This window comes from Streptomyces roseochromogenus subsp. oscitans DS 12.976 (assembly GCF_000497445.1).
Classification (GTDB): Bacteria; Actinomycetota; Actinomycetes; order Streptomycetales; family Streptomycetaceae; genus Streptomyces; species Streptomyces oscitans.
In genome coordinates this window covers 2,943,935-2,956,190 of record NZ_CM002285.1, presented here as the reverse complement: position 1 = coordinate 2,956,190, position 12,256 = coordinate 2,943,935, and the positions used below count along the sequence as shown (strand labels likewise).

Below are 12,256 nucleotides of genomic sequence, written 5' to 3'. Positions count from 1 at the left end.
CTCTGCTGGAGCGGCAGGACGAACGCGAGCGCCTGGTCCGGCTGCTGGCCCGCGGCCGCACCGTCCGGCTCACCGGCCCCGGCGGCTCCGGCCGCACCGCCCTGCTGGACCTCGTCGCCGAGGACTGCCTGGACCTCGCCCCTGACGGCGTGGTCCGGCTCACCGGCTTCCACCGCACCACCGCCGACCTCCTGGCCGACCTCTTCCACGCCGTCTACGACGCCCCGCACCACCGCCCGGAACCGGACGAGTTGCGCGCGCTCGTCCGCGAGATCGGCGCGGTCGTCGTCCTGGACGACATCGAGTTCGGCGGTTCCGCCCTCGACGAACTGCTCGACGCCACCCCCGAGTGCGCGTTCCTGATCGGTGCCACCCCCGAGGTCCCCGCGCCGTCTGCCGAGTCCGCGGTCGAGGAGGTCTTCCTCGGCGGTCTCGACCGCGCCGCCGGTGTGGAGATCCTGGAGCGGACCGTCGGCCGGGTCCTCACCGAGGAGGAGGCCAACTGGGCCGGCGACCTGTGGTTCGAGTCCGAGGGACTGCCGCTGCGCTTCGTCCAGGCCGGCGCCCTGCTACGGCAGCGGGACGAACTGCGGGCCGACACGGGGGCCGTGGACGAGTACGGCGTCTTCGAGGACGTACGCGAACCGGCCGAGCCGGCCCTGGAGCCGGCGGACGAGGCCCCGCTGCCCTCCCTCGGCGAGGCCGCCGCACCCGCCCCGCTGCTCGCCTCCCGGCTCAGCGCCTCCGCCCGCGCCACGCTGCGCTTCGCCGTCGCCCTCGGCGGCGAGGTGCCGCACCAGGCGCATCTGCCGGCGCTGATCGGCGACACCCACGCCGACGCCGCCCTCGGCGAGCTGACGGGCTGCGGACTGGTCTCCTCGGTCGGCGCCCGCTACCGCCTCGCGGCCGGTGTGCAGACCCAGCTGGAGGCCGCCGGGTACGCAGACGACGCCGGCGCCCAGGCGCTGACCGCCGCCGACCACTACGCCTGGTGGGCCGGGCATCCCTCGGTCACCCCCGAGCGGGTGTGCGCGGAGGCCGACGCGGTGCTGGCCGCGCTCGCCACGATCGTCCCGCAGACCGTTCCGTCCGCTGAGGGGGAGACGAGTCACGCCGTCCGGCTCGCCCGTACGGCCGCGCCCGCCTTCGCGGCCGGGCTGCACTGGAGCGCCTGGGAACGGGCCCTGCGCTCCGGCGCGGAGGCCTCCCGGCTCTCCGGCGAGGTACACGAACAGGCCTATTTCCACCACGAGTTGGGCGTGCTCGCGTTGTGCGCGGGTCAGCTCGACCGGGCCCGCGCCGAGTTGGAGGCGTCCATCGGGCTGCGCGGCGCGCTCGCCGACAAGCGGGGCACCGTCGCCGGGCGCCGTGCCCTCGCGCTGGTCGCCGACCGCTCCGGCGAGGTGCCCGGCATCGCGGCGACGGCGGGGGAGGAGCCGCCGGAGATACGGCACGAGGAGTCGGCGCCGCCGCCGTACGTCCCCCTCGGCGACCCCCTGGTCACCCAGCGGCTCCCTGCCGCCACGACGCGCGGCGCGGGCCTGAGGCAGCTGGCCCGCCGCAACCTCGTGGCGGTCGGCTCCGGCGCGCTGCTCGCCGCCGTGCTCGGTACGGTCGTCACGCTCGGCATGACGTCCAACGAGAACGCGGACAAGAACCCGTCCGGCAAGGTCGACGTCAATCCGTCGGCGAGCCAGGGCACGGGCGACGGCAGCCTCGGCGCGGACCCGAAGAAGGACCCGGCGGCGGGCACCGGTTCGGTCCCGAGCCACGGCCGCCCGGCGCATCCGGGCTCCGGCGGTACGTACGGCACGACGGACGCCCCGACGGCGTCGGGGACGGCCACGACGCCGTCGGCCGACCCGAGCGGCACCCGGAGCACGGGCGGCGGGGGAGACACGTCTCCGACGCCGTCCAAGTCCCATACGACCCAGCCGGGTTCACCGACGCCGACGAAGACACCGCCCACGGGCACGCCGACCCCGACCCCGACCAACACCCCCACACCGACGCCGACCCCGACCCCGACGACCCCGACCACGACGAACTCGGCAACCGGTCCTACGACGCCGCAGACTTCGGGAAGCGCGTCGCGGTCTCCGGGCTCGGTGATCTAGGTCATGTCCCGCCGCCGGCTCGTGCGGCGGGACAAAGATCAATGGTCGCCGCTCAGAACAAGCGGAGTTTGTCGTCCTCGATGCCGCGGAGGGCGTCGTAGTCGAGGACCTGGCAGTTGATGCCGCGGTCGGTGGCGAGGACGCGGGCCTGGGGCTTGATCTCCTGCGCGGCGAAGACGCCACGGACCGGTGCCAGATGCGGGTCGCGGTTCAACAGCTCCAGATAGCGGGTGAGTTGCTCCACGCCGTCGATCTCGCCCCGGCGCTTGATCTCGACCGCGACCGTCTGGCCGTCCGCGTCCCGGCACAGGATGTCCACCGGGCCGATGGCCGTCATGTACTCGCGGCGGATGAGCGTGTACCCCTCGCCGAGCGTCTCGATGCGGTCGGCGAGCAGCTCCTGCAGGTGCGCTTCCACGCCGTCCTTGATCAGACCCGGGTCCACGCCGAGTTCGTGCGACGAATCGTGGAGGATCTCCTCCATCGTGATGATCAGTTTCTCGCCCGTCTTGTTGATGACGGTCCAGACGCCCTCGTCCTCGCCGGTCCCCTCCTTCAGCGTGCAGGGCGGCGACATCCAGTTGAGGGGCTTGTAGGCCCGGTCGTCGGCGTGGATGGAGACGCTGCCGTCCGCCTTGACCAGGATCAGGCGGGGTGCCGAGGGCAGGTGGGCGGTGAGCCGGCCGGCGTAGTCGACCGAGCATCGGGCAATGACGAGACGCATGGTCGGCAACGCTACTCGACGCGCGCCGGTGCACGCGATTCGCCCATCGCGCTCCCTGTGGATCGCCCCAATTATCCCTGGAAACTCTTGTTCATCCCTGGCCGATTGTGCCCGTAACGGGACCGTTCCATATACGCATTCTGCTGGTGTGGTCACCGACGGTTGCCTACCGTAGGGAACGGGAGGTCGCCGCATATGTACTGAGCGTGTTCGATATCGCGAACTCCCTGACCTGTCCGGCAACCCCTGCTCTTCGGGGGTGCGAGAGGAGAACCCATGTCGCTCGACGTCTCACCGGCCCTACTCGAACAGGCCGAGCGAGGCGAGGTCGACGAAGCAGCATTCGTCGACTGCGTCCGGACCTCCCTGCCTTACGCGTGGGAGATGATCAGCTCCCTGGTGGCCCAGCTGAAGGTCGACGGCGGAGCGTTCGCCGACAACCAGACGCCCCCGCCGGACGAGCAGGCACGCGGTCAGCTGCTGCGCGCGCTCGCGAGTGACGCCATCCGTGGCGCCCTGCAGCGGCACTTCGGTGTGCGGCTGGCCTTCCAGAACTGCCACCGGGTGGCGGTGTTCCCGCCGGACTCCTCGGCGGACGAGACGCTGGCCCGCTTCACCTCGGTGCGCAGCCAGCTGCTGAACCAGTCGCCGGAGCTTCGGGACTGCTGACCGTAGGGGAGGCCAGTGAGCCGCTCGCTTGCCGCTCCACCCGCGGGAGGTGCATCCACCACAGGGGCGGCAAGCACTACTAGGCGGCCCGGGAGTTGTGGGTGCGCTCAGCGCAGCTGGGGCAGCACCTCGGTGCCGAGGCGCCGTAGGTTCTCCTCCGTCGCGGCGAGGTCGCCCGAGCCCTCCACCAGGAGGGCGAAGCGGGAGATGCCGGTGCGCTCGGAGGTGGCCGCGAGCCGGTCGACGGCGAGCCGTGGGGTGCCGACCGGGTGCAGGCCGCAGAGCAGTTCGGTGTAGGCGTACGGATCGCGCATGGCGCGCGCCCGGCCGTCGACCGTCACATGCGCCTCCAGGCCCTGCTTCAGCCAGCCCGGCATCGCCTTCAGCAGGGTCTCCGCCGCGTCCGTGCGCCGGTCCGCGAGCTGGCACACGCCGGCCGAGACATGCGCGGCACCCGCGATCTCCTCGGCCGGCCGGCCGGCGGTGCGGGCGCAGTGCCGCCACAGGGCGACCATCTCGGCCTTCTCCTCGTCCCCGACGTGCATGCCGAGCAGCATCGGCAGCCCGCGCTCGGCGGCCAGCCGTACGCTCGCCGGGGAAGTGCAGGCGACGACGACCTCGGGCCCCGGGGTCTCCGTCAGCGCCTCCGAGGGGCGGGGTACGACCGGCACCTCACGGAAGGAGAACCGCTCGCCGTCGGCTGCCACGGACGGCTCGCGCAGCCAGCGCAGCAGCAGATCGAGCGACTCCGGGAATGCCTGTTCGTACGCCGCGAGGCCCGTGCCGAAGACCTCCAGGTCCACCCAGGGGCCGCCGCGGCCCACGCCCAGCGTGAACCGTCCGCCGCTCGTCAGGTGCAGCAGCGCGGCCTGTTCGCCGAGGGCGACCGGGTGGGCGGTGGGCAGTACGCTGACCGCCGTGCCGACGCGGATGCGGCGGGTACGGCCGAGCAGTAACGCGGCCAGGGTGACCGCGGACGGGCATGTGCCGTACGGCACGAAGTGGTGCTCGGCCAGCCACACGGAGTCCAGCCCGGCCTCCTCGGCGACCTCCGCCGAGCGCACCGCCCGGTGCAGGGCCTCCCCGGGGCCCTGGCCCGGGAACTGGGCGCCCAGCACAAAACTTCCTACGTACATGGTGTTTTTCCTGCTTCCTCGGCTCCGACCCGGAGCTCCCCCACCCGGCATAACCGTCTGACACGTGCCCAGGACACGGCCTGGCGGAGAGATTTGCCGATTGTCTGCAGAATGGCTGGTCCCGGAGGGGGACTTGTACTGGTTGGTTCCGTACGCGTACCCCACTCGGCGGCGCGTAGGCTGGATGCAGCCCCTGCTTCCTGTATAGCCCCGAGAGGTGTCCCGTGTCCCCGCGTCGCAACCGACCGAAGGCAGCCGGATCATCGGGCCGGAGCGCCGAGGACGACCCCGCCGGCCGATACGGCGGCTGGCAGTCGACCGAGAGCTGGCAGGGCGAGGAGTGGAGCGTGCGCCATGTCGCCGGGGCGAGCGCCGAGGGCAAGACGTACCGCTGCCCGGGCTGCGACCAGCTGATCCCCTCCGGTGTCCCGCACGTGGTGGCTTGGCCGGAGTTCGCGGGCGTCGACGACCGCCGCCACTGGCACAAGTCCTGCTGGAACGCGAAGGACCGCCGCACCACGCGGGTGCAGCGGTCCCGTAACGCGCCGAAGTTCTAGAGCCGGCCGTAGTTCTGCGGCCGTAGTTCCCGAGCCGGCCGAAGTCCTTGAGCTACACATCCCGCTTCTGCAGCAGCGCGTAGGCACCGGCGAACGCGGCCGCCGACAGACCCAGCATGATCCACAGCGGGTCCCAGCCCGTGGGGCCGGAGCGGCTCAGGGAGTTGTCGTAGAAGACGCTCATCTGGCTGGGGATCGAGTACTCCAGGAGCCACTGGCGCACCTTCTCCAGCGACTGCGTGGCCATGAACAGCGCGATCACCAGCGGGGCCAGCACCGCGCCGATCATGATGGTGATGGCGCCCGCCGAGTGCCGGATGATCGAGCCGATGATCAGCGAGAACAGCCCGAGCAGCGCGATGTAGAGGCTGATCCCGACGGTCGCCTTGAGCCATTCGCCGCCGGAGGGGGTCCTGGCACCGCCGACGCCTTCGAGCATGGACGCCTGCATCATGGCCACGAGGCCGGACGTGACCAGGGTGACGGCGAAGGCGACGGCGAAGAACACGATCGCCTTGGCGGCGAGCACCCGGGCCCGGCTCGGGCACGCGGTCATCGTCGTACGGATCATGCCGGTGCCGTACTCCGAGGCCGTGGTCAGCACGCCGAGCGTGATGATGCACATGCTGCCGAGGAGCAGGCCGAAGAAGCCGAGCTGGATCGGGGTCTGGCCCGACAGGCTGTCCGACCCTGAGTGGGCGCTGACCACCGAGGCGAACATCAGGCCGATGCCGAAGACGAGCACGACGAAGACGCCGAGCGTCCACATCGTCGACCGCACCGACTTGATCTTCGTCCACTCGGAGGCCAGCGCATGCCCGAGGTGGGTGCGCACGACCGGGATCGGCGAGGTGTAACCGGGGTACGACCCGCCGGGCGCGGGTGCGGGGGCCTGCGGCATCGGGGGCTGGTGGGTGCTCATCGGGCGTCCTCGGGCTTGGTCAGGTCGGCGGGAGCGGGAGCGGGAGCGGGTACGGCGGCCGGGGGAGTGGCTGTGGGCGCCTGGTGGGGTGCGGGCGGAGCCACGGCGGCCGGAGCGGCCGGATGCCCTTGCGGGGCCTGAGGAGCCTGCTGCTGCGCGTGCGGGGCCTGGGGGGCCTGCTGGGCGTACGGGTTGGGGGCGGCGGCGCCCGGGGTGCCGGGGGCGCCGTAGACGGGCGCCTGGGCGCCGTCGTAGGGACCGGTGGCCGGCATCGCGAACGGCTGGCCGCCCTGCTGGGGCGGCGGCGGGGCGTACCAGTCGGGCTGGCCCTGGCCGGGCACCGGCACGGGCGGCTGGGCGCCGGGCGGCAGGGGCTGCTGCAGGCCTGCTCTCTGGTCGACGGTCGAGCGGTAGTCCACCGCGCCCTGCGTCATCCGCATGTACGCCTCCTCCAGCGAGGCCTGGTGCGGGGACAGCTCCCACAGCCGGACGCCCGCCTCGTGCGCGACGTCGGAGATCCGGGGCAGCGGCAGCCCGGTCACCCGCAGCGCGCCGTCCTGTTCCGGCAGGACGTGGCCGCCCGCCTCGGCGAGCGCGCTGCCGAGCTTCTCGCGCAGCTGCGGCTCGGTGTCCGGGGTGCGCACGCGCGCGAAGTCGGCGGAGTTGGCCGAAATGAAGTCCTTCACGCTCATGTCGGCGAGCAGCTGGCCGCGCCCGATCACGATGAGGTGGTCGGCGGTCAGCGCCATCTCGCTCATCAGGTGCGAGGACACGAAGACCGTACGGCCCTCGGCCGCGAGCGCCTTCATCAGGTTGCGGACCCAGAGGATGCCCTCGGGGTCGAGGCCGTTGACCGGCTCGTCGAACAGCAGCACCTGCGGGTCGCCGAGCAGCGCGGCGGCGATGCCGAGACGCTGGCCCATGCCGAGCGAGAAGCCCTTGGATCGTTTCTTCGCCACGTCCTGCAGGCCGACCACGCCCAGCACCTCGTCCACGCGCCGGGCCGGGATGCCCGACAGCTGGGCGAGGCTCAGCAGGTGGTTGCGGGCACTGCGGCCGCCGTGCACGGCCTTGGCGTCGAGCAGCGCGCCGACCTGGCGGGGGGCGTTGGGCAGCTTGCGGTAGGGGTAGCCGCCGATCGTCACCGACCCGGCCGTCGGGTTGTCCAGCCCGAGGATCATCCGCATCGTCGTCGACTTGCCCGAGCCGTTCGGCCCGAGGAAGCCGGTGACGGCGCCGGGCCGCACCTGGAAGGAAAGGTTGTACACGGCGGTCTTGTCGCCGTAGCGCTTGGTCAGGCCGACAGCCTCGATCATGCTCCGCACCCATCGAAAGGTTCAGGACAGCGGGGCGCACGCCCCCGTAAGGGTTAGGAGGATATCGAGGCGCTGACGGTTCCGCCCAAAAGTGAGTAAAGTCAGACGACTACGCTGCGTGACGGGATGGTCTACTGGGCGTCCCTGCGCTGGAGGAGGACGTATCCGCCGGCCAGCGCGGCGATCACCCACAGCACCATGATCCCGAGCCCGCCCCAGGGCCCGTACGGTACGTCGTCGGCCCTCGGCACCACCTGCATGATCCGGCTGCCCGCCTGGTCCGGCAGGAACCGGCCGATCTTCTTCGTGGCGTCCACACTGCCGAGGATGTTGGAGATCAGGAAGAAGAACGGCATCAGGGTGCCGAGCGACAGCATCGGCGAGCGCAGCATCGCGGCGACGCCCATGGAGAACATCGCGATCAGCGTCATGTACAGCCCGCCGCCGAGCACCGCGCGCAGCACACCGGGGTCGCCGATCCGCGCCTGGTGCGGGCCGAGCATCGCCTGCCCGAGGAAGAACGCGGCGAAACTCGTGCAGATGCCGACCACCAGGGCGAGCCCGGTGGCCACCGCGATCTTGCTGAACAGGAAGGTGGCGCGCTGCGGTACGGCGGCCAGCGAGACCCGGATCATGCCGGTGCTGTACTCGTTGGAGACGACCAGCACACCGAACACGATCATGGCGAGCTGACCGAGGCTCATCCCCGCGAAGGACACGTACGTCGGATCGAACGCCAGCCGGTCCGGCACCGGCATCGAGTCGAACTGGCTCCGCGAGAGCGCCGAGATGAGCATCCCGAGGGCGATGGTGACGACCACGGCCAGCGACAGCGTCCACACCGTGGAGGCCACCGAACGGATCTTGGTCCACTCGGACCGGATGACCTGGACGGCCGTCATCCCTCATGTCCCTTCCAGCCGGCGCCCCAGTCCTGCGGGGCGGGTTCGGGGGCGGCATGCGCGTGGTACTCCACCGACTCCGCCGTCAGCTGCATGAACGCCTCCTCCAGCGAGGCCCGCTGCGGGCTCAGTTCGTGCAGCACGATCCCGTGCCGGGCGGCCAGCTCACCGATCTGCCCGGCCTTGTCGCCGTCCACCTCCAGCACCCCGCCACCCGCCTCCACGACCGTGATCCCGCCCTCGTGCAGCACATCGAGCAGCCGCTCGCGCTGCGGGGAGCGGATCCGCACGTACGACCGCGAGTTCTGCCGGATGAAGTCGGGCATGGAGGTGTCCGCGAGCAGCCGTCCCTGCCCGATGACCACCAGGTGGTCGGCGGTCAGCGCCATCTCGCTCATCAGGTGACTGGACACGAACACCGTGCGGCCCTGCGCGGCCAGGGATTTCATCAGGTTCCGGATCCAGTGGATGCCCTCCGGGTCGAGCCCGTTCACCGGCTCGTCGAACATCAGGATCCGCGGATCCCCGAGCAGCGCCGCGGCTATTCCCAGCCGCTGCCCCATGCCCAGCGAGAACCCCTTGGCCTTCTTGCGTGCCACCGCGCTGAGCCCGACGGTGTCCAGCACCTCCGCCACCCGGCGCTTCGGGATCCCGTTGCTCTGCGCGAGACACAGCAGGTGGTTGCAGGCGCTGCGCCCGCCGTGCACGTCCTTGGCGTCCAGCAGCGCGCCGATGTACGTCAGCGGGTCCTTCAGCTGCGCGTAGTGCTTGCCGTCGATCCGGACGTCGCCGGCGGTGGGGTGATCGAGCCCCAGGATCATCCGCATGGTCGTGGACTTCCCGGCGCCGTTGGGCCCGAGAAACCCGGTCACGATGCCGGGCCGCACGGCGCAGGTGAGACGGTCGACCGCGACCTTGTCGCCGTACCGCTTGGTCAGCCCCTCCAGCTCGATCATGCGGCCACGCTAAGACGAGCCGAAGCCCCCTGCCACTTGAGGACAGGGGGCTCCACAGCGCGCCCGAAGGGGCGCGGGGCTGTGCTGGATATGCGGCTCCGCCGCGTGGGCGCGACCGGCCACAGCCGGCCCGCGGTTACCCACGAACCGAAGTCACCGGGTCTGCTGCGCCGGCACCCCACGAGAGATGGGCTCGTCGTCCCCCGGCGTACCGGCGGCAGCCACAGCGGCGCCCGTCAGCGTCGCCAGCATCTCCCGGACGTTCGTCAGCTGGGCGTTGATCGAGTCACGGCGGTTGGTCAGCGCGGCGAGCTCGCGCTCGGATTCCGAACGGATGCGGTCCGCCTTGGCGTTGGCGTCGGCCACGATGTCCTCGGCCTGGCGCTGTGCCGTCTCCACCGTCTGGCGGGCGCGGCGCTCGGCGTCCGTGCGCAGCTTCTCCGCCTCCAGGCGGAGCTGCTCGGCGCGGTGCTCGATCTCCGCGAGCCGCTTCTCGGCCTTCTGCTGACGCGAGGCCAGGTCACGCTCGGACTGCTCGCGGCGCTTGGCGAGGTTCGTCTCGAAGTCGGCGGCGGCCTGCGCGGCCTTGGCGCGGGTCTCCTCGAAGAGGGCGTCCGCCTCCTCGCGCTTGGACTGCGCGTCCTTCTGCGCCTCGGCACGCAGCCCGGCGGCGTCGGCCTTCGCCTTCTCGACGATCCGGACGCCCTCGTCCTCGGCCTTGGCCTTGCGCTCCGCGGCGTAGGTCTCGGCGTCGTTACGGACCTGCTGAGCCGACGACTCGGCGAGGTCGCGGTGCTGTTCGGCCGCCCGCCGGGCCTCCTCACGCAGCTCCTTGGCCTCTTCCTCGGCCAGGCGCAGGATCTTCTCGACCCGCGCGCCGAGACCCGCGTACGACGGCTCGGCGTCGGTGACCTGAGCCTGGGCGTTCTGCGTTTCGAGGTGGAGCTCCTCGATGCGCTTCTCCAGGGCGGTGATGCGGGCGAGAGCGCTGTCACGGTCGGAGACGAGCTTGGAGATACGTTCGTCCACCTGAGCGCGGTCGTACCCACGCCGCACAAGCTCGAAGCCGTAGGGGGAAGTGTCGCTCATGGGGTTCCTGTCGAATGAGACCGGTGAGGTGATAGGGGGAATCCTAGGGGCCGAAGCGGTGTGTCATCGAGCGGATACGTGTTTGATCTGGAGAATGAGACCTCTTTCGGGTGGCGGATGGCCGGGGGGCTTGCCAAAAGAGTGGGGCAAAGCCCCCAGAAGACACCGGAACGTGCCTCCTGCGCTAGCCCTCTGACGACTTGCCACCCGAACGGGGGGCACCCACCGTCGCACCGGCCTTGACTCCGCCGTCCTTGGCGGCCGACGGGGCCTCGAAGGACTCCAACGCCTCCAGGACGTCCTGGACACGGGAGATCTCGGCGTTGATGTCCTCGCGCCGGCGCACCAGGATCTCCAGCTCGCGCTTGCCCTCCTCGACCGTGCGCCGGGCCTCGCGGATCGCCTCGGCCTTGAGCTCCTCGGCCTCCTTGACGAGGCTGGCCTTCTTCAGCTCGGCCTCCTTGAGCAGCCCCTCCGCCTTCTTGACGGCGGCGATACGCACCTTGCCCGCCTCGGAGTTGGCCTCCGACACCAGCTCCTTGGCCTTCGCCTCGGCCTTCTCCAGCTGCTCCTCGGCGGCCTTGATGAGCGCGTCACAGCGGTCGCCCGTGGACCTCATCGTCTCGGCGGCCTCGCGGCGGGCCCGCTCGTGCAGCTCCTCGATCTCGCTGGTGATGCGGTCGCGCAGCTCCTCCGCGCGCTCCCTTATGGCGGTCGCGTCCCGGCGCGCACCGACCAGCAGTTCGTCGGCGTCCGTACGGGCCTTCTCCACCCGCGAGTTGCCCTCGACGGTCGCCTCGGAGACGATCCGCTCGGCCTCGCTGCGGGCCACGCCGACCATCGTGTCGGCCTGCGACTCGGCGTCCGCGGTGGTCTTCAGCGCCTGCTGCTGCGCCTCGCCGAGCAGCTTGTCCGCCTCGGCCGTGGTCTCGGTGATGAGCGTGTCGACCTGCTCGGCCGCCTCCGAACGCCGCTTGTTGGCGTCCTTGCGGGCCTCGTCCAGGGCCCGCTCGGACTCCTCGCGCGCGGAGCTGACGAGCCGTTCGGCCTCTGCCTCCGCGTCCGCCTTGAGCCGCTCGGCCTCCGCCCGCACCCGCTCGGCGTGCTGCTGGGCCGAGCCGACGGTCTCGGCGGCCTCGGCGCGCAGCCGCTCGGCCTCGCCGGTGGCGTCGCCGACGAGCTGCTCGGCGGCCGCCCGGGCCTCCGCGCGCACCCGGTCCGCCTCGGTCAGGGACTCGGTGCGCACCCGCTCGGCCTCGGCGGCGGTCTCCGTCTGCAGCCGCTCGGCCTCGGTCAGCGCCTCCGTGCGCACCCGGTCGGTCTCGGCGGCCGTCTCGGTCGTGAGCCGCTCGGCCTCGTTACGGGCCTCGGTGATGAGGGTGTCGGCCTGGGTCGCCGCGTCCGAGCGGATGCGGTTGGCGTCCTCGCGGGCGTCCGCCCGGGTGCGGGCCGCTGCCTGGTCGGCCTCGGCGAGCGCGTCCGAGGCCTCCGTGCGCACCCGCTGGGCGTACTCGGACGTGTCCGCGCGCAGCCGCTCGGCCTCCGCGATCGCCTCCGCGACCGTACGCTCGGCCAGCGCCTTGGCGGCCTCCGTCTCCTCGTTCGCCTGGCGCCGGATCCGCGAGGCGTCCTCGCTCGCCCGCTCCCGCTCGGCGTAGGCGTCGGCGCGGACCCGGTCCGCCTCCTCCTCGGCCTCCCGCCTCGTACGGTCCGCGGCGTGCTCGGCGGCCGAGCGCAGCCCGGTGACCTCCTCCTGCGCCTGCTCGTGCAGCCCGGCGACGGAGTCCCGTACCTGCTGGGCGTGGAGCTCGGCGGCGGAGACCATCTCGGTGGCGCGCCGGTCGGCCTCCTCGACCAGCCGGGTCGCC

At 71.8% G+C, this 12,256-nt stretch carries 10 protein-coding genes and 1 pseudogene; 3 read left to right on the top strand and 8 right to left on the bottom strand.

Annotated elements, in window-relative coordinates:
- On the top strand, nt 1-2,117 hold a 2,117-nt coding region (locus M878_RS62550), incomplete at its 5' end, for an ATP-binding protein (protein ID WP_023546717.1).
- A 52-nt stretch (nt 2,118-2,169) separates the two neighbouring features.
- On the opposite strand, the gene nucS is transcribed toward M878_RS62550, so the two are convergent.
- The gene (gene nucS / locus M878_RS62545; RefSeq protein WP_023546716.1) at nt 2,170-2,841 is read right to left on the bottom strand and encodes an endonuclease NucS; all 672 of its coding nucleotides are present in this window, start codon (nt 2,839-2,841) and stop codon (nt 2,170-2,172) included.
- A gap of 276 nt (nt 2,842-3,117) precedes the next feature.
- On the opposite strand from nucS, the gene M878_RS62540 reads away from it, so the two are divergent.
- Nucleotides 3,118-3,510: an SCO5389 family protein gene (locus M878_RS62540; protein ID WP_023546715.1), complete on the top strand. Its 393-nt coding sequence runs from the start codon at nt 3,118-3,120 to the stop codon at nt 3,508-3,510.
- A 107-nt stretch (nt 3,511-3,617) separates the two neighbouring features.
- Here M878_RS62540 and M878_RS62535 read toward each other — a convergent pair whose 3' ends face one another.
- Entirely contained in the window at nt 3,618-4,646 is a 1,029-nt protein-coding gene (locus M878_RS62535) for an LLM class flavin-dependent oxidoreductase (protein WP_031224818.1), read from the bottom strand.
- Nucleotides 4,647-4,870: 224 nt separating this feature from the next.
- Here M878_RS62535 and M878_RS62530 point away from each other — a divergent pair, with 224 nt between their 5' ends.
- Entirely contained in the window at nt 4,871-5,203 is a 333-nt protein-coding gene (locus M878_RS62530; RefSeq protein WP_023546713.1) for a hypothetical protein, read from the top strand.
- Nucleotides 5,204-5,255: 52 nt separating this feature from the next.
- On the opposite strand, the gene M878_RS62525 is transcribed toward M878_RS62530, so the two are convergent.
- The 6 genes and pseudogenes from M878_RS62525 to M878_RS62500 form a co-directional block, all read right to left on the bottom strand.
- Nucleotides 5,256-6,125 carry an ABC transporter permease gene (locus tag M878_RS62525; protein WP_023546712.1) on the bottom strand — a complete coding sequence of 290 codons (870 nt, stop codon included), beginning with the start codon at nt 6,123-6,125 and terminating at the stop codon, nt 5,256-5,258.
- Entirely contained in the window at nt 6,122-7,441 is a 1,320-nt protein-coding gene (locus M878_RS62520) for an ABC transporter ATP-binding protein (RefSeq protein ID WP_023546711.1), read from the bottom strand. Before M878_RS62520 ends, M878_RS62525 begins: the two co-directional genes overlap by 4 nt.
- Nucleotides 7,442-7,572: 131 nt before the next feature.
- A complete protein-coding gene (locus M878_RS62515; protein WP_023546710.1) occupies nt 7,573-8,343 on the bottom strand; it encodes an ABC transporter permease in 771 nt (256 codons plus the stop codon).
- Entirely contained in the window at nt 8,340-9,299 is a 960-nt protein-coding gene (locus M878_RS62510; RefSeq protein WP_023546709.1) for an ATP-binding cassette domain-containing protein, read from the bottom strand. The genes M878_RS62515 and M878_RS62510 overlap by 4 nt, the downstream gene beginning before the upstream one ends.
- 153 nt (nt 9,300-9,452) lie before the next feature.
- Entirely contained in the window at nt 9,453-10,388 is a 936-nt protein-coding gene (locus M878_RS62505) for a coiled-coil domain-containing protein (RefSeq protein WP_023546708.1), read from the bottom strand.
- Between the two features lie 184 nt (nt 10,389-10,572).
- Nucleotides 10,573-12,256 (bottom strand): annotated as a pseudogene (locus M878_RS62500) (hypothetical protein); the annotation flags it as partial.

Bases quoted from the DNA above. Each gene is read 5' to 3' on its own strand.
- M878_RS62540 (WP_023546715.1), top strand. From the start codon at position 3,118: ATGTCGCTCGACGTCTCACCGGCCCTACTCGAACAGGCCGAGCGAGGC.
- M878_RS62535 (WP_031224818.1), bottom strand. From the start codon at position 4,646: ATGTACGTAGGAAGTTTTGTGCTGGGCGCCCAGTTCCCGGGCCAGGGC.
- M878_RS62510 (WP_023546709.1), bottom strand. From the start codon at position 9,299: ATGATCGAGCTGGAGGGGCTGACCAAGCGGTACGGCGACAAGGTCGCG.
- M878_RS62520 (WP_023546711.1), bottom strand. From the start codon at position 7,441: ATGATCGAGGCTGTCGGCCTGACCAAGCGCTACGGCGACAAGACCGCC.
- M878_RS62505 (WP_023546708.1), bottom strand. From the start codon at position 10,388: ATGAGCGACACTTCCCCCTACGGCTTCGAGCTTGTGCGGCGTGGGTAC.
- M878_RS62525 (WP_023546712.1), bottom strand. From the start codon at position 6,125: ATGAGCACCCACCAGCCCCCGATGCCGCAGGCCCCCGCACCCGCGCCC.
- M878_RS62515 (WP_023546710.1), bottom strand. From the start codon at position 8,343: ATGACGGCCGTCCAGGTCATCCGGTCCGAGTGGACCAAGATCCGTTCG.
- nucS (WP_023546716.1), bottom strand. From the start codon at position 2,841: ATGCGTCTCGTCATTGCCCGATGCTCGGTCGACTACGCCGGCCGGCTC.